General features: G+C 62.9%; 19 protein-coding genes. All 19 read right to left on the minus strand.

Translation table 11 applies throughout. The annotated features are described in order from the left end of the window. The 19 genes from fliR to JMV15_RS14785 all read right to left on the minus strand — a co-directional run bounded on the left by fliR (position 1) and on the right by JMV15_RS14785 (position 16,848). Positions 1-786 (minus strand): flagellar biosynthetic protein FliR, encoded by a 786-nt coding sequence (gene fliR, locus JMV15_RS14695; protein ID WP_005790062.1) that lies wholly within the window; start codon positions 784-786, stop codon positions 1-3. Positions 787-790: 4 nt separating this feature from the next. Further along, the gene (gene fliQ, locus JMV15_RS14700; protein ID WP_003192936.1) at positions 791-1,060 is read right to left on the minus strand and encodes a flagellar biosynthesis protein FliQ; all 270 of its coding nucleotides are present in this window, start codon (positions 1,058-1,060) and stop codon (positions 791-793) included. 4 nt (positions 1,061-1,064) lie between these two features. Further along, entirely contained in the window at positions 1,065-1,808 is a 744-nt protein-coding gene (fliP, locus tag JMV15_RS14705) for a flagellar type III secretion system pore protein FliP (RefSeq protein ID WP_003192937.1), read from the minus strand. Continuing rightward, on the minus strand, positions 1,808-2,242 hold the full coding sequence (fliO, locus tag JMV15_RS14710) for a flagellar biosynthetic protein FliO (protein ID WP_014719343.1): 435 nt from the start codon (positions 2,240-2,242) through the stop codon (positions 1,808-1,810). Before fliO ends, fliP begins: the two co-directional genes overlap by 1 nt. A gap of 1 nt (position 2,243) precedes the next feature. Further along, positions 2,244-2,711 (minus strand): flagellar motor switch protein FliN, encoded by a 468-nt coding sequence (fliN, locus tag JMV15_RS14715; protein ID WP_003192941.1) that lies wholly within the window; start codon positions 2,709-2,711, stop codon positions 2,244-2,246. Positions 2,712-2,754: 43 nt separating this feature from the next. Continuing rightward, the gene (fliM, locus tag JMV15_RS14720; RefSeq protein WP_014719344.1) at positions 2,755-3,723 is read right to left on the minus strand and encodes a flagellar motor switch protein FliM; all 969 of its coding nucleotides are present in this window, start codon (positions 3,721-3,723) and stop codon (positions 2,755-2,757) included. Positions 3,724-3,732: 9 nt separating this feature from the next. Beyond that, on the minus strand, positions 3,733-4,233 hold the full coding sequence (gene fliL, locus JMV15_RS14725; protein WP_014719345.1) for a flagellar basal body-associated protein FliL: 501 nt from the start codon (positions 4,231-4,233) through the stop codon (positions 3,733-3,735). 210 nt (positions 4,234-4,443) lie between these two features. Next, on the minus strand, positions 4,444-5,748 hold the full coding sequence (locus JMV15_RS14730) for a flagellar hook-length control protein FliK (RefSeq protein ID WP_038451052.1): 1,305 nt from the start codon (positions 5,746-5,748) through the stop codon (positions 4,444-4,446). Between the two features lie 84 nt (positions 5,749-5,832). Continuing rightward, positions 5,833-6,180 (minus strand): Hpt domain-containing protein, encoded by a 348-nt coding sequence (locus tag JMV15_RS14735; RefSeq protein ID WP_014719347.1) that lies wholly within the window; start codon positions 6,178-6,180, stop codon positions 5,833-5,835. Positions 6,181-6,210: 30 nt separating this feature from the next. Then, positions 6,211-7,929: a fused response regulator/phosphatase gene (locus JMV15_RS14740; RefSeq protein ID WP_014719348.1), complete on the minus strand. Its 1,719-nt coding sequence runs from the start codon at positions 7,927-7,929 to the stop codon at positions 6,211-6,213. Then, positions 7,926-8,231: an STAS domain-containing protein gene (locus JMV15_RS14745; RefSeq protein WP_014719349.1), complete on the minus strand. Its 306-nt coding sequence runs from the start codon at positions 8,229-8,231 to the stop codon at positions 7,926-7,928. Before JMV15_RS14745 ends, JMV15_RS14740 begins: the two co-directional genes overlap by 4 nt. A 183-nt stretch (positions 8,232-8,414) precedes the next feature. Next, on the minus strand, positions 8,415-8,864 hold the full coding sequence (gene fliJ, locus JMV15_RS14750; RefSeq protein WP_003192954.1) for a flagellar export protein FliJ: 450 nt from the start codon (positions 8,862-8,864) through the stop codon (positions 8,415-8,417). A gap of 3 nt (positions 8,865-8,867) precedes the next feature. Next, a complete protein-coding gene (gene fliI, locus JMV15_RS14755; protein WP_003192955.1) occupies positions 8,868-10,226 on the minus strand; it encodes a flagellar protein export ATPase FliI in 1,359 nt (452 codons plus the stop codon). Beyond that, positions 10,216-10,980: a flagellar assembly protein FliH gene (gene fliH / locus JMV15_RS14760; RefSeq protein ID WP_020302693.1), complete on the minus strand. Its 765-nt coding sequence runs from the start codon at positions 10,978-10,980 to the stop codon at positions 10,216-10,218. The genes fliI and fliH overlap by 11 nt, the downstream gene beginning before the upstream one ends. A gap of 10 nt (positions 10,981-10,990) precedes the next feature. Further along, the gene (fliG, locus tag JMV15_RS14765) at positions 10,991-12,007 is read right to left on the minus strand and encodes a flagellar motor switch protein FliG (protein WP_003192957.1); all 1,017 of its coding nucleotides are present in this window, start codon (positions 12,005-12,007) and stop codon (positions 10,991-10,993) included. Further along, positions 12,000-13,775 carry a flagellar basal-body MS-ring/collar protein FliF gene (fliF, locus tag JMV15_RS14770; protein ID WP_014719351.1) on the minus strand — a complete coding sequence of 592 codons (1,776 nt, stop codon included), beginning with the start codon at positions 13,773-13,775 and terminating at the stop codon, positions 12,000-12,002. Before fliF ends, fliG begins: the two co-directional genes overlap by 8 nt. Positions 13,776-13,791: 16 nt before the next feature. Further along, entirely contained in the window at positions 13,792-14,121 is a 330-nt protein-coding gene (gene fliE / locus JMV15_RS14775; protein WP_003192959.1) for a flagellar hook-basal body complex protein FliE, read from the minus strand. A 131-nt stretch (positions 14,122-14,252) separates the two neighbouring features. Then, positions 14,253-15,629, minus strand: a complete 1,377-nt coding sequence (locus JMV15_RS14780) for a sigma-54-dependent transcriptional regulator (RefSeq protein ID WP_019818386.1) — start codon at positions 15,627-15,629, stop codon at positions 14,253-14,255. A gap of 7 nt (positions 15,630-15,636) precedes the next feature. Next, complete coding sequence (locus JMV15_RS14785) at positions 15,637-16,848, minus strand: sensor histidine kinase (RefSeq protein ID WP_019818388.1); 1,212 nt, start codon at positions 16,846-16,848, stop codon at positions 15,637-15,639. Between the last annotated feature and the right edge of the window lie 46 nt (positions 16,849-16,894).

Raw genomic sequence — 16,894 nt, forward strand, 5'->3', positions numbered from 1 at the left:
TCAGCGCGCCCGTGCCAGGTCACGTAAGAACTGCAAGGCGTCGGTGGCCAGCGGTTGATACTGATTGAGAATGTCAGCCAGGCCGACCCAGAAAATCCCCATGCCCAACACCAGGGTCAGCGGGAAACCAATCGAGAAGATGTTCAGTTGCGGCGCCGCGCGGGTCATCACGCCGAACGCGATATTGACCACCAGCAGCGCCGTGATCGCCGGCAACACCAGCAACAGCGCCGCGCCCAGCACCCAACCGAGGCGCCCCACCAGTTCCCAGAAGTGGTTGACCACCAAGCCTGCGCCCACCGGCAAGGTGGTGAAACTCTCGGTCAGCACCTCGAACGCCACCAGGTGACCGTTCATGGCCAGGAATAGCAAGGTCACCAGCATGGTCAGAAACTGCCCGATCACCGCCGCCGACACGCCGTTGGTGGGGTCGACCATGGACGCGAAGCCCATGCCCATCTGGATCGAAATAATTTGCCCGGCCACCACAAAGGCCTGGAAAAACAGGGTCAGGGAAAACCCCAGCATGGCGCCGATCAGAATCTGTTCGGCAATCAGCAACAAGGCGCTAAGGTCCAGTGCGTTCACCGGCGGCATCGGCGGCAGGCCCGGCACGATCACCACGGTGATCGCCACAGCGAAATACAGGCGCACACGACGCGGTACCAACGTGGTGCCGAACACCGGCATGGCCATCAACATCGCCGTGACGCGAAACAGCGGCAGGATGAACGAGGCCACCCAGGTACTGATCTGGGTGTCGGTCAAGGCCAGCAAGGATTGCATCGGCTCAGCCGATCAACTGCGGAATACTGCCGTACAACTGCAGGATGTATTCCATGAAGGTTTGCACCAGCCACGGGCCGGCGACGATCAGGGTCACCAGCATCACCAGCAGGCGCGGCAGAAAGCTCAGGGTTTGTTCGTTGATCTGGGTGGCCGCCTGGAACATCGCCACCAGCAGGCCCACCAACAGACTGGGCACCACCAGCACGGCGACCATCAGGGTGGTCAGCCACAGCGCTTCACGGAACAGGTCAACGGCGACTTCTGGCGTCATAGCGCTAAACCCCTCCGAAACTGCCGGCCAGGGTGCCGATAATCAGCGCCCAGCCGTCCACCAGCACAAACAGCATGATCTTGAACGGCAGCGAGATGATCAACGGTGACAGCATCATCATACCCATGGCCATCAACACGCTCGCCACCACCAGGTCGATGATCAGGAACGGGATGAAGATCATGAAGCCAATCTGGAACGCGGTCTTCAGTTCGGAGGTGACGAACGCCGGCACCAGAATAGTCAGCGGCGCCTGGTCCGGGGTAGCGATGTCGGTGCGCTTGGACAGACGCATGAACAGCTCAAGGTCGCTGGAGCGGGTTTGCGACAGCATGAAGTCCTTGATCGGGCCCTGAGCCTTGTCGATGGCATCCTGGGCTGTGAGCTTTTCCGCCAGATAAGGTTGCAGGGCTTGCTGGTTCACCTTGTCGAACACCGGCGCCATGATGAACAGCGTCAAAAACAGCGCCATGCCGGTGAGGATCTGGTTCGATGGCGTCTGCTGCAGGCCCAGGGCCTGGCGCAGGATCGAGAAGACGATGATGATCCGCGTAAAGCTGGTCATCAGCATGACGAACGCCGGGATAAAACTCAGCGCCGTCATGATCAGCAGGATCTGCAGGCTGACCGAATATTCCTGCGCGCCCGCCGCGTTGGTGCCCAGGGTGATCGCCGGGATCGACAACGGGTCGGCGCCCAGGGCCATCGGTGCGGCCAGCAACAGCATGAGCGTCAACAAAACGCGCATTACTTCTTATCCTTCTGATCCTTGCCCAGCAACTCCATCAGGCGCTGGGCGAATTCTGGCGTGGCGGCTTCGGTCTTGACCGCGTCCACCGGGGTCTTGAGTACATGCAGCGGGGTGATGCGGCCGGGGGTGATGCCGAGCAGGATCTGCTCCTCGCCCACCTGCACCAGCACCAGCCGATCACGCGGGCCGAGGGCGCGCGAGCCCACCAGCTCGATCACTTGGCCGTTGCCCGGGCCGATGCGCTGCACGCGGCGCATCAACCAGGCCAGCACGAAGATCAGGCCAATCACCAGCAACAGGCCCAGCACCAGTTGCGTCAACTGCCCACTGACACTGCCGACCGCTGGCGTCGCAGCCACCTGCGCCACCGGCTCCGCCGCCAGGGCGCTCAATGGCAGCGCCAGCAACAGTCCCGCCATCGAGTACTTCATCTCAGCGCAACTTCTTGATGCGTTCGCTCGGGCTGATCACGTCGGTCAGGCGGATGCCGAACTTCTCGTTGACCACCACCACCTCGCCATGGGCAATCAGGGTGCCGTTGACCAGCACGTCCAACGGCTCGCCGGCCAGGCGGTCCAGCTCGATCACCGAGCCCTGGTTGAGCTGCAACAGGTTGCGGATGTTGATTTCGGTGCTGCCCACTTCCATGGAAATCGACACCGGGATGTCGAGGATCACATCCAGGTTCGGGCCGTCGAGGCTCACCGGGTCGTTGTTCTTCGGCACGCTGCCGAATTCTTCCATGGCCAGGCGGTTGCCGGCCGGCGCGGTAGCGGCGTCGGCGGCCAGCAGCGCGTCGATGTCGTCCTGGCCAACATCGCCGGTTTCTTCCAGGGCCGCAGCCCACTCGTCAGCCAGGGCCTGGTCTTCGGCGGAAGTATTTTCGTGTTCGGTAGCCATTACATGTCCTCGGCGCAGCAAACAATCATGAATTGGGGTTGAATCAGCGGCGGTTGATCGGCTCAACCACTTGCAGCGCCAGGTTGCCCTTGTGGGAACCGAGCTTGACCTTGAATGACGGCACGCCGTTGGCGCGCATGATCAACTCTTCCGGCAAGTCGACGGGGATGATGTCCCCAGGCGCCATGTGCAAAATATCGCGCAGGCGCAACTGACGGCGGGCCACGGTGGCGCTCAACGGCACGTCGACGTCCAGCAGGTCTTCGCGCAGGGCCTTGACCCAGCGTTCGTCCTGGTCGTCGAGGTCGGACTGGAAGCCGGCGTCGAGCATTTCGCGCACCGGCTCGATCATCGAGTACGGCATGGTCACGTGCAGGTCGCCGCCACCGCCATCGAGTTCGATGTGGAAGGTCGACACCACAATGGCCTCGCTCGGCCCGACGATGTTGGCCATGGCCGGGTTCACTTCCGAGTTGATGTACTCGAAGTTGACTTCCATGATCGCCTGCCAGGCTTCCTTCAAGTCGATGAAGGCCTGCTCCAGCACCATGCGTACCACGCGCAGTTCGGTGGGGGTGAATTCACGCCCTTCGATCTTGGCGTGACGGCCGTCGCCGCCGAAGAAGTTGTCCACCAGCTTGAACACCAGCTTGGCGTCGAGGATGAACAGCGCAGTGCCGCGCAACGGCTTGATCTTGACCAGGTTGAGGCTGGTAGGCACGTACAGCGAGTGTACGTATTCACCGAACTTCATCACCTGCACACCGCCCACGGCCACGTCCGCCGAGCGGCGCAGCATGTTGAACATGCTGATGCGGGTGTAGCGGGCAAAGCGTTCGTTGATCATCTCCAGGGTCGGCATGCGTCCCCGCACGATGCGATCCTGGCTGGTCAGGTCATAACTTTTGACGCTGCCGGGTTCGGCAGCCATTTCGGTCTGTACCAGACCATCGTCCACGCCATGCAACAGCGCATCGATTTCATCCTGGGACAGCAGGTCTTGCACGGCCATGTCGTGATCCTACTGCAATACGAAGTTAGTGAAGAGCGCCTGCTCGACCACAACTTTGCCGAGTTCTTTCTGGGCCACTTCCTGCACGCTGGCAGTGACCTTCTGGCGCAGCATTTCCTGGCCGACTGGCGTGGCAAGGCTGTCGAAGCTCTGCCCGGAGAACAGCATCACCAGGTTGTTGCGGATCACCGGCATATGCACCTTGAGGGCATCCAGGTCCGCCTGGTTGCGCGCCAGCAAGGTGATGCTCACCTGCAGGTAGCGTTGACGACCATTCTGGTTGTAGTTGGCGACAAAGGCCGGAAGCATCTGTTCGAAGATTGCCGGTTGCTTGACGTTCGTGGCGGCTTCGGCGGCGGGCGCCGGTTTGCTCGCACTGCTGTGCATGATGTACCAAGTGCCGCCCACCGACGCACCGATGGCCAGAAGCAGGCCCAGCACAATCATCAGGATCAGCTTGAGCTTGCCTTTGCCTGCGGGGGGAGTTGCTGCGTCGTCGCTCTTCGCCATGCCAATAATCCGTCACTATTCGGGGATTCGTAGATCTATGGCAAGGCAAGAGCAAGTGTTATGCCAGAGTTGGCTGAGGCGAAGACAACCTAAATCAAATGTGGGAGCTGGCTTGCCTGCGATGGCGGTAGGTCAGTGCACATGTGTGTCACTGACCCACCGCCATCGCAGGCAAGCCAGCTCCCACACTGACCGGGTTTGAACAGGAAGTCAGGCGTAGTAGTCGACCGCGCTGGAGCCAATCACGCTCTGACTCACTGGCGCCGCCACTTCGGCCACGTCCACAGGGCCACCGGCGTCGCCGCTGTCAGCACGCCTGCCGCTGCCACTGACGCCTCGCGCCTGGCTCTGCTGTTGCTGCTGGTCCTGGCCCCGCGACTGGTCGGACACGTTCACATCCACCTGCCCCATGCCCTGCTGGGCAAACATCTCCCGCAAACGCCCCGACTGGCTCTCCAGCGCTTCACGCACCACCGCATGGCCGCTCATGAAGTTGACCTGGGCTTGCTGATCCGCCGTCATGTTGACCTTGATATCCAGGCGCCCCAGCTCAGCGGGCTGCAACTGGATCTCGGCCGACTTGAGGTTGGCGCTGGACAGGTACATCACGCGGTTGACCACCTCTTCGGTCCAGCCGCTCTGATGCATGGCAAGCGGCGCGTTGGCAACCGGCGGCAAGGCGTTGGCGGTTTTGGGCGTGGCGGCCTGGGTCAGCGCGGCGAGGCGGTTGGCGAAGTCGTCCACGCGGGTGTCGCTGCTGGCGTTCTTGAGGTCCTTGAGGCCGTCATCGATCAGCGCGCCGAAGGCCTTGTCGCCCCCCTGGTCGGTGCTGTCCTTGGTGGCTTGCTGGTCGACCATGCTGGCCAGGCCGGCGGCAAAGCTCTGCGCGGCGGTCGGCTGGCCCTGGGGGGCGGGCGCGGCTTTCTGCGGCGCCTGGCTGCTGGCCGAGACGTGACCGCCCTGCTCCATCGCCAGGCGCACGGCCGGCATCGAATCCAGCGGGTCGGCCTCAGGGTCGAAGGCCGGCTGCTTGGGCTCCTCGGTCACAGCAATGAGCGGCTGGGCCTGGTCATCTTCGGCAGTAACGGCAGGCGCTTGTACGGACACAGGGGCTGCCACGGGCGTCACGGCGGCGACCAGCGCCGGGTCGGCCACCGGTTGCTGCGCCAGGGACGGGTCGGCAGGTGGCTCGCCTTCACTGTCAGCGTGGTCGTCGCTCTTGGCCGGCTTGGCAGGCAAGGGATTGCCGCTATCGGCAACCGCTGGCGCGCTGGCGGCAGGTTTATCGTCGCCGGCGGCCGGTTTGGCGCTGGGATCAGAAGCCTTGTCGCGCACGGGTTTGGCTGGCGCGTCGTCGCTCTTGGCCTGCGGCTTGGCAGCTTGCTTGGCAAACACTTGAGCGAAGCCAGCGCCCTTGTCCCGCGGGGCCGCAGGCGCTACCGCAGGCGTGGCGGCCGGCGCTTGAGGCTTCGCCGCAGTGGCAGCCTGAAGAAGCGAATTGGGGACGACTGGCATAAGTTAGGGTCTCCACTGCATGGGGTCGGGGATGCAGTCTATGGAGGTAGAGCAAGAGTCGGGCCAAGTCAGGCCGATAAAATATCAAACCCCAGAAAACCGCTCCCGCTCATGCTCATAAAGCGGCCGAACCAGCGCAAACTCACGATCAATCTGATCCACCAACGCCCCCAAGTCGGAAGCAGACTTGAAGGACTCGGTCTCCAACCGCTCACACAACGTTGCCAAGCGCAGCGCCCCCAAGTTGCCACTGCTGCCCTTGAAGCTGTGTGCGATGCGCCCCAACGTCTTGGCGTCGTCCCGCGCCTTGCGCAGCGCTTGCACGCGCTCTTCAGAGTCATGCAGAAAGGTGTCCAGCAGCGTGGGGTATTCGCTTTCCATGACTTCCTGCAAACCCGACAACACCTCGGGGTCCATATGAATCTCAGCCACTTGCTCGCTCCTTGATCAAGAATCGGCGGATTATGCCAGAGCCGCCCAACAAAACTCCACGCAGACAGTGCGCCCGCCATCGGACCAGCCTACAGCGCTGCTCAGTTGACGCACCAGGCTCAGGCCCCGACCAGACAGACGGTCGATGTCCACGGGGCGCGCCAGCTCTTGCTCCACATCAAAACCCTGCCCGCTGTCTTCGAGGCGCAAGGTCAGTTTGCCGCCCTTGTCGGTGGGTACCACCTGCACATGCACGCGCACGTAACCGCTGTCCAACTGCGCCAGGCGCTCATGGCGCTGGCGATAATACTGCGCAAACCCCTGAGCATCGCGCTTGAGCCGTGAGTCCAGGCCCAGCACGCCATGCTCCAGCGCGTTGGAATACAACTCGGCCATCACACTGTAAAGCGCCCCGCTCTGCGCACGCAGGCCATGGATCTCCAACAGCAGTTGCAGCAGGTACGGCAACGGGTTGTAGGTCCTGAGCGTCTGGGCGCGGAATTCGAAACTCACCGACCAATCCAGCGGGCAAGACCGGCCGCTGTCGGCATACATCGGTTCGGCCGCTCGCAAGGGTTGGCCCGCCTGCAACGTGATCTCGACCATGCTGACGTCATCGCGCGCCTGGCCGCGAAAGGCCGCCAGGGCCTGCTCGATGTCCTCGAACAGGCGGTCGGGCTCGCGGTTGGCGGCGAACACCTGCTGCAAGCGCTCGGCGCCGAACAGTTGATCGTTGGCGTCAGCGGTGTCGAGCACGCCGTCGGAAAGCAAAAACACCCGGTCGCCCAACGCCATGGGCCAGACCTCGGTGCTGTCATCGAACGCCTCTGCCGACAACACCCCCAGGGGCAGGTGCCGCGACATCAATGGCGTGCGCCTGCCCGTGGCGACTTCATGCACATAGCCTTCGGGCATGCCGCCGTTCCACACCTCCACCGCCCGCCGCTGGGCGCTCAGGCACAGCAAGGTGGCGCAGCAGAACATGTCCACCGGCAGGATGCGCTTGAGCTTGGCGTTCATTTCCCGCAGGGTCTGCGTGAGGCCGTAGCCCTTGGCGGTCATGCCGTAGAACACTTCGGCCAGGGGCATGGCGCCGATGGCGGCCGGCAAGCCATGGCCGGTGAAATCACCCAGCAACACATGCATGTCACCCGATGGCGTGTAAGCCGCCAGCAACAAGTCGCCGTTGAACAACGCATAAGGCGATTGCAGATAGCGGATATTCGGCGCGGCGTTGATGCAACCGGAATGGGCGACCTTGTCGAACACCGCCTTGGCCGCCCGCTGCTCATGCATCAGGTGTTCGTGGTGCCTGGCGATCAGGTCACGCTGTTGCAAAACCGTGGCCTGCAGGCGGCGCAGGCGGTCCATGGCGTTGATCTTCGCTGCCAGGATCAAGGGGTTATAAGGCTTGGGCAGAAAGTCATCGCCGCCCGCGTCCAGGCACTGGGCCAGGGCTTCGCTTTCGCGCAGCGACGTGAGGAAGATGATCGGCACCAGCGCCTCCCCCGCCAGTTGCTTGATCTGCCGTGCGGCTTCGAAGCCGTCCATCACCGGCATCAGCGCGTCCATCAACACCAGTTGCGGGCGCTCACGGGCAAACACCTCAATCGCTTCGGCGCCGTTGCTGACAGTCAGCACCTGGTGGCCCTGACGGCGGATGATGCTCGCCAGCAACAGGCGGTCGGCGGCGCTGTCTTCGGCGATCAGGATGGTCAGCGCCTCCAGAACAGGGGCCAGGGCGCTCAATTGATATCGAACAGTTTGTCGAAGTTGGAGATGGCGAGGATCTTGCGCACGTCGGAGTTGCTGTTCGTCACGCGAACTTCGGCGTCATCACCTCCAGCATGATCCCGTAGCAACAGCAGCATGCCGAGGGCTGAACTGTCCATGTAGGTGGCATCCTTGAGGTCGACGATATAGGTCTCGGGCACCTTGTAGAAACGCTCGTAGGCTTCCCGAAACGCCTGGTGGCTGCCGAAATCGAACCGACCCTTGATTGCGATCGTCAACTTCTTCCCGTCCAGGGATACTTCTGACTCGACTGTCATGTGACTGCTTCCTTGTCGTTGCACTAGACACAAGGTGTAGCAGCTGAACCGCATCTGAGCAACACAGTGAATCAACTGTGGGAGCTGGCTTGCCTGCGATGGCGGCGTGTCAGCCACTGAATCTTTAACTGAACCACCGCGTTCGCAGGCAAGCCAGCTCCCACACTGGATTTGTGGTGCCGGTTAGAACTGTTCTGGGCGGGGAAGGCGTTGGGACAATTCATCGAGCAGCTTTTGCTCGCGCTTGTCTTCGATGGCTCGCGCTTCGTCGATGTAGCGCTGCACCAGTTTGCGCAGCCCCTCGACCCGGGCAAACGCCTGTTGCCAGGCCTCGCGCGCTTTGTCGAGGTTGGCCTCGTGCCAGGCCAGGCTCTGGCGTTGCTGACCAACGGCGGTTTCAAGCTGATTGAGAAAGCCCTGGTACCCCATCAGCCACTGGCCGGATACACCCTGGCTGCCGCGCTCGATCCACTGTTGCTGGTACTCGCCCCGAAAGCGCTCCAGGTCGCCCAGCTTGCTTTGGGCCAGGCGCACCTGGCCCTGGAAGTAACCCAGGCGCTGCACGGCGGCTTTCTCGGCCTTTTCGGCCATGTCCACCACCGGAGCCAGGCGGGCGGCGCGGCTGTTGGCCATGGCTTAGCCGCCCGGCGCCGGGGCGAAGATGGACTGCAAGTGCGACTGGCTCTCGCCCATGGTGATCTTGTCGTTGAGACCCTGGCGCAGGTAGGTCACCAGTTGCGGCTGCAAGGCGATGGCCAGGTCGGTGTCGCGGTCACCACCGGCCACATAGGCGCCGACGCTGATCAGGTCGCGACTTTGCTGGTAACGCGACCACAACTGTTTGAACTGCTGGGCACGGGCCATATGCTCCGGCGTGACCACCGCCGGCATCACCCGGCTGATGGACGCTTCGATGTCGATGGCCGGATAGTGCCCTTCTTCGGCCAGGCGGCGCGACAGCACGATGTGGCCGTCGAGCACACCTCGCGCCGAGTCGGCAATCGGGTCCTGTTGGTCGTCGCCTTCGGACAACACGGTGTAGAACGCGGTGATCGAGCCACCGCCGGCTTCGGCATTACCGGCACGCTCCACCAGCTTGGGCAGCTTGGCGAACACCGATGGCGGGTAACCCTTGGTCGCGGGCGGTTCACCGATGGCCAGGGCGATTTCGCGCTGGGCCTGGGCGAAACGCGTGAGCGAGTCCATCAGCAACAGGACGTTCTTGCCCTTGTCGCGAAAATATTCGGCGATGCGCGTGCAGTACATCGCCGCACGCAGGCGCATCAGCGGTGCATCGTCTGCCGGAGAAGCGACGACAACGGAACGCTTGAGCCCTTCTTCACCGAGGCTGTGCTCGATGAACTCCTTCACTTCGCGGCCCCGCTCGCCGATCAGCCCCACCACGATGATGTCGGCCTCGGTAAAGCGCGTCATCATGCCCAGCAACACCGACTTACCCACGCCAGTACCGGCGAACAGGCCCAGGCGCTGGCCGCGACCGACCGTCAATAAACCGTTGATGCTGCGAATACCCACGTCCAGTGGCACGCTGATGGGGTTGCGCTTGAGCGGATTGATGGTGGGGCCGTCCATCGGCACCCAGTCTTCGGCCTTCATGCCGCCCTTGCCGTCCAGCGCACGGCCGGCCCCGTCGAGTACGCGGCCCAGCATGCTCATGCCCATGGGCAGGCGGCCAGTGTCGGCCAGCGGCACCACGCGGGCGCCGGGGGCAATGCCGGCGAGGCTGCCGACCGGCATCAGAAAAATCTTGCTGCCCGAAAAGCCCATCACCTCGGCTTCGACCTGCACCGGGTGGTAGCTGTCGTCGTTGATCACCAGGCAGCGGCTGCCCATGGCGGCGCGCAGGCCCTCGGCTTCGAGGGTCAGGCCGACCATGCGCAACAGGCGCCCTTCGAGGATCGGCTGGCCGGGCAACTCGGTGGCCTCGGCGTAGCTGCCCAGGCGCTTGGCGAAGCTGGTGCGATCAAGGCGCATCGGTGGCGTCCAGGTCAACGCTCAGGTCCGGCTCGGCGGGGTGCAGGGCTTGTTCATGCAGTTGATCGAACAACTTGGCCATGATCTGGCTGATGCGGGTTTCCACCGTTGCATCGATGCGGCTGTGCTCGGTTTCGACACGGCAACCACCGGGCTGCAACGAAGCGTCTTCGACGATGCGCCAGGTTTCTTCATGGCGCTCGCGCAGGGCTTTGACCTGTTCGAAATCCTGGGGGTTGATGTACAGCCGCACATTGCCGACGCCCAGGGGCAGCAGCTTGAGGGCTTCGCGCATCACGCCTTCGATCTGGCTGGAATCGAGCACCAGTTCGCGCTGGATCACCTGGCGCGCGATGTGCTGCACCAGGCCAACCATGGATTTTTCCAGCTGCGAGTCCTGTTCGGCGATAGGGTCGAACAGGTTGCCCATCAGGCGCTCCAGGCTAGCCAACTTGGTGGCCAGCGCCGCTTCGGCCTCCTGGCGAACCTTGAGGGTGGTGCTGCGAAAACCGTCTTTTTCCCCCGCCGCGAAGCCTTCGTTGTAGGCCTCCTGACGAATGGTTTCCAGCTCTTCGAGGGTCAGTGGCTGGACTTCATCCAGTGGCACTTCTTCCATTTCTGCCGGAGGTTCTTCAACCGGTTCAGGCTCAGGCTCCGGCACATGGGGGTCGAAACTGGGCAGCGACCAGATGTCGAAACCACCGACATCCCGCGCGCGAATCAGATCGCTGGGCGCCTCATCTTTATTCGACATGCAAGGCGCCTTAGATCATTTCTTCGCCGCCCTTCCCGCCGAGAACGATTTCTCCGGCTTCGGCCATACGGCGGGCAATGGTGAGGATTTCCTTCTGGGCGGTTTCCACGTCGCTGACGCGCACCGGGCCCTTGGCTTCCAGGTCGTCGCGCAACAGCTCCGAGGCGCGCTTGGACATGTTCTTGAAGATCTTTTCTTTGACGTTTTCGTCCGAGCCCTTGAGCGCCAGCACCAGCACGTCCGAGGAAACTTCGCGCAGCAGCGCCTGGATGCCACGGTCGTCGACATCGGCCAGGTTGTTGAACACGAACATCAGGTCTTCGATCTGGCCGGACAGGGTGTCGTCGATCTCGCGGATCGAGTCCATCAACTGGCCTTCGACCGAGCTGTCGAGGAAGTTCATGATGTCGGCTGCGCGCTTGATGCCACCCAGGGTGGTGCGCGAGGCGTTGGAATTGCCGGAGAACTGCTTCTCCAGAATGGTGTTGAGTTCTTTGAGCGCCGCCGGCTGCACGGTGTTCAACGATGACACACGCAGGATGATGTCCAGGCGCACTTTATGGTCGAAGTGGCCGAGCACTTCACCGGCCTGGTCCGGGTCCAGATAGGCCACCACGATCGCCTGGATCTGCGGGTGCTCATAGCGGATCACGTCGGCCACTGCCCGCGGTTCCATCCACTTGAGGCTGTCGAGGCCGCTGGTGTTGCCACCCAGCAGGATGCGGTCGATCAGGCCGTTGGCCTTGTCTTCGCCCAGGGCCGAGGTGAGCATCTTGCGAATGTAGCTGTCGGAGCCGACGCCCAGGCTGGTCTGGTCGCCGACGATCTCGACGAACTCGCTCATCACCTGCTCGACTTGCTCGCGGTGCACATTGCGCATCTGCGCCATGGCCACGCCGACACGCTGGACCTCTTTGGGGCCCATGTGGCGCAGCACTTGGGCAGCGTCGGTTTCACCCAGGGACAGCAGCAACACAGCGGCTTTGTCGACCCGGGACAGCTTGGCCACAGCGGCTCGATCATTCATCAGCGTTAATCCACTCTTTCACGACCTGAGCCACACGGCCCGGGTCTTCTGCCACCAGACTCTTGATTGCGTTCAACTGAGCGTCATAGCCTTCGCTCGGGCTTGGCAACAGGATGCTTTGCGGGCCGCCAAGGCTGACGCGGTCGTTGGCCAGTTCGCCGTCCAGGCCGCCCATGCCACCCAACTCGACGTCGCCACCGGCCAGTGCCAGTTGCTTCTTGCCGCCACCGGTGATGTTGTTGAGCACCGGGCGCAGTACACCAAACACCAGCACCAGGATGAACAACACGCCCAGCACTTGCTTGACGATGTCCCAGAACCACGGCTGGGTGTAGAACGCAGGGTCAGCGATCACTTCACCGCGCTCGGCGGAGAACGGCATGTTGATCACGCTGACGCTGTCGCCACGGCTGGCGTCGAAGCCAACGGCGTCCTGCACCAGGCGGGTGAAACGGGCCAGTTCGTCAGCCGTCCAGGGTGCACGGGTCACCGCGCCGTCCGCAGGGTTGACCTTGACCTGGTCATCGACCACCACCGACACCGACAGACGATTGATCTTGCCCTGTTGCTGCTTGGTGTGGCTGATGGAACGGTCCAGTTCGAAGTTCTTGGTGGACTGGTTACGCTTGTCCGCAGGGTACGGCGCAAGCATCGGCTGGCCGGTGGCCGGGTCCATGATCTGCTGGCCGTTGGCGTCCAGCAATGGCTGGCCAGGCTGGATCGCGCCCGCCGTGGCGGCAGCGCCACCGGTGGTCTGCGGTGCCGAGGCCGGCGCGGGTGGCTGGTTGCTCAGGGCGCCCGGCACACCTTGGGGGCCATTGCTGGCGGTGCGTTGTTCGCTGGTGGACTGCTCGCTGCGCAACGCTGGCTGGTCCGGGTTGAACTGCTCGGAGGTGGACTCGACAGCGCTGAAATCCACATCGGCGGAGACTTCAGCCTTGTAGCGGTCGTTACCCAGTACCGGTTGCAGGATGTTGTGCACGCGCTGGGTGAGCATGCTTTCCATGCGGCGACTGTAGTCGAACTGCTTGCCGGCCTGGGTCAGCGCGGAGTTTTCGGCCATGTCGGACAGCAGGTTGCCCTTCTGGTCCACCACGGTGATTTGCGACTTGCTCAATTCGGGAACGCTGGTTGCCACCAGGTTGACGATCGCCAGTACCTGGCCAGGCTCCAGGGAGCGGCCAGCAAACAGCTCGACCAAGACCGAGGCGCTGGGCTTGCGTTCGTCACGCACGAACACCGAGCTTTTCGGAATCGCCAGGTGCACACGGGCGGCCTTGACGTTATTCAGGCTGGAAATGGTGCGCGCCAGTTCGCCTTCCAGGCCACGGCGATAACGGGTGGCTTCCATGAACTGGCTGGTGCCCAGGCCCTGGTCTTTGTCGAGGATCTCGAAACCGATGTTGCTGTCGGACGGCGCCACACCAGCGGCGGCCAATTTCATGCGTGCGCGGGCGACGTCGTCAGCCTTGACCAGCAAGGCACCTGAGTTGGGCTCCACGGTGTAGGCGATGTCGGCGGCGGCGAGGGTTTCCATGATCTGCTTGGAATCCATGCCCGACAGGCTGCCGTACAGGGGGCGGTAATCGGGTTGCTGCGACCACAGCACCACGGCAAAACCAATCGCCACGCTGGCTGCCAGGCCCACCATCAGGCCCACCTGACGCAGCATGGTCATTTCCGAGAGGTTTTCCAGGAACGACAGGCCAAACAACGGCGGTTTGCCGTCGGCCTTGGCGGGGAGGTTGTCGGAGACTGCTTCAGCCATGACTTAAATCTCGTCCTTAAACCGGCATCTGCATGATGTCTTGATACGCCTGAACCAGCTTGTTACGCACTTGGGTCAAGGCTTGGAAGGACACACTGGCCTTTTGCGAGGCGACCATCACATCGGTGAGGTCCACGCCGCTTTTACCGATCTCGAAGGCCGTCGCCAGCTGGCTGGACGCCTGCTGGGTATCACTGACTTTATTGATTGCCTGACCGAGCATGTCGGCAAAATTGCTTTGGCCCAATTCCGGCGCTGGCGCGACGGATTTCGGTTGAGCCATGGCGTCCATTTGCATGGCGCGCATATCCAACATCAACCGATTGAACTCAATACCCTGGCTCATGACCTTCTCTCTCCGACGACCCGCAATTTTTTGACACTACGCAGCGGTTACTAGGGGTGGTAGCAACAAGGGTGCCAGCTCTGTGACAACTCGTAAGAAAAGGCGACAAAGCTTGTCGAACTTGTTACCGGTCATGTGGCGAAAAGATACGCTTCCACATCCATACCGGCGTCGCGCATCTGCGCCAGCTTGTAGCGCAAGGTGCGCGGGCTGATGCCCAGGCGCTCAGCCGCTTCTTTGCGACGGCCGCGCTCAGCGCGCAGGGTGTCGATGATCATCTGAAATTCACGGCGGCGCAGGTCATCACCCAGGGCGCCTGCCGATTCCGCCTCGGCGACCACTGGAGCCGGAGCCAGGCTCGGCAACGGCGCAGCGCCAGTGCCCATGGCCAGGCAGAAATCCTGCGGCTGGATCAAGCCGCCCTGCTGCAAAATCAGCGCACGCTGGATGGCATTATCCAACTCGCGCACGTTGCCCGGCCATGGGTAATTGACCAGGCACGCCTGGGCCTCGGGCGACAACCGCGCCTGGGCATGCTTCATTTTTTTGACGTGGTTGTTCAGCAGGCGCTCGGCCAAGGGGATGATATCCGCCGGGCGCTCACGCAATGGGCGCCAGGCCAGCGGGAACACCGACAACCGGTAGAACAGGTCCTCACGGAAGCGCCCCGCCGCCACTTCGCCCGCCAGGTCGCGGTTGGTGGTGGCAACCACGCGAATATCCAGCTGGATCGGCTTGCGCGCGCCCACGCGCTCCACCTCACGTTCCTGCAATACGCGCAGCAACTTGGCTTGCAGGCCCAGGGGCATTTCCGAAATTTCGTCGAGCAGGATGGTGCCGCCGTCGGCCTGTTCGAACTTGCCGGCCTGGGCCGCGATGGCGCCGGTGAACGAGCCCTTTTCATGACCAAACAAGGTCGCTTCGAGCATGTTGTCGGGGATCGCCGCGCAGTTGATCGCAATGAACGGTTGCTGGGCGCGGCTGGACTGCTGGTGGATGTAGCGCGCCAGCACTTCTTTACCGGTACCGGATTCACCGGAAATCAACACAGTGGAATCACTGCGCGCCACCCGCGCGGCCAGTTCCAGCAATTGCGCGCTGGCCGGCTCAAAGGCAATCGGGCCATCGCCCTCGCCCGCCGACGCTACGCCCAGAGCATGTCGGGCCACCAGCTCGATCAGCGCCTTGGGCTCGAACGGTTTGACCAGGTAATCCGCCGCGCCCTGACGCATAGCATCCACCGCCCGCTCCACCGCGCCATGGGCGGTCATCAGCAGCACCGGCAGTTGCGGCTGGCGCACCCGCAGCAGGCCGAGCAACTGGTGGCCGTCCATGCCGGGCATGTTGACGTCGCTGACCACCAGACTGAAGGCCTCCTGCTCGACCGCCTCCAAGGCTTCCTCGGCAGAGCCGACCGCACGGTAGTCATGGCCCGCCAGCAGCAGCGTGTCAGCCAATGCTTCACGCAGGGCGCGATCGTCTTCCACCAATAAAACCTTGATAGCCATCATCCTCTTACTCCGCGCTTGCCGCGCTGGAAAACAGCGGCAAGGTCATCAATGCACAGGTGCCACGCCCCAGGCGGGAACGCAGCTGCAATTGTCCCTGATGGGCGCGGGCCACTGCCTTGACCACAGTCAGGCCCAGGCCAGTGCCGTTGGTCTTGGTGGTAAAAAACGGCTCGCCCAGACGTTGCAGCACCTGCGGGGCGATACCGCTGCCGCTGTCGCTGACGCACAGGCGCAGGGTTTGCCCGCGGGTGTACAGGTGCACTTTCAGGCGCGCCCCGGGGCCACTGGCCTGGGTGGCGTTTTCGATCAGGTTGAGCAGCGCGCCCACCAGGGTGTCACGGTTGCACAGCAATTCGCCCTGATGGCTGTCGCACTGCCAGCGCAGGTTGGCCTCCTGCACATGGATGGCCGCTGCCGCTTGCAGGGACTGCATCAAGCCGGCAGGTGTAACGCGATCGGTCAGCGGCAGTTCGCCACGGGCAAACACCAGCATGTCGCGCACTTGGTGCTCCAACTCATGCAGGCGCTCCTTGAGGCGCCCGGCAAAGCGTTGGTGGGTGGCCGCCGGTAATTGCTCGTCAGTCAAATGGCTGGCGTAGATCAATGCCGCCGACAACGGCGTACGAATCTGATGGGCCAAGGAAGCGACCATACGCCCCAGGGACGACAGCCGCTCATGGCGCGCCAGTTGATCTTGCAGGTGCCGGGTTTCTGTCAGGTCATTGAGCAGCACAAGCTGGCCCGGCTCGGCGTCCAGGGAACGGGTCGCGATGGACAGCCGACGCCCGTCCTTGAGGGAGACTTCGTGGCCGTCGTCTTCGCGGGGGGCGAAACAGCGGGTGATGACTTCACGCCACAGCTCGCCTTCCAGCGGCAGGCCGAGCAGATCACAGGCTGCCGGGTTGGCTTCGCGCACGCGGCCCTGGTCATCGATGACGATTACGCCACCGGGCAACAGGTCCAGCAGGTTTTGCAGGCGGTTGGCCAGGCGCTCTTTCTCGGCCAGCTCTTGCATGCGCTGGGCGCTGACCACCGCCAGTTCGCCTTTAAGCTCGGAAACCCGGGCCTCAAGCAGACTGTAGGAGTCGGTCAGCTGGCTCGACATCTGATTGAACTGCGAGAACGCGTGCTCCAGGCCCTGGCGGGTCGGCGGTTCTACAGGCGAAACCAGCCCCTGGATGGCAGGGGCCGAAGATAGTTGGGCGGCGTGGGGCATGATGCTCTCTCGCTTGGCTGACCGTCAGTTAAACGGAACGTTGCGA

This window comes from Pseudomonas paracarnis (assembly GCF_904063055.1).
In the GTDB taxonomy this organism is placed as follows: Bacteria; Pseudomonadota; Gammaproteobacteria; order Pseudomonadales; family Pseudomonadaceae; genus Aquipseudomonas; species Aquipseudomonas paracarnis.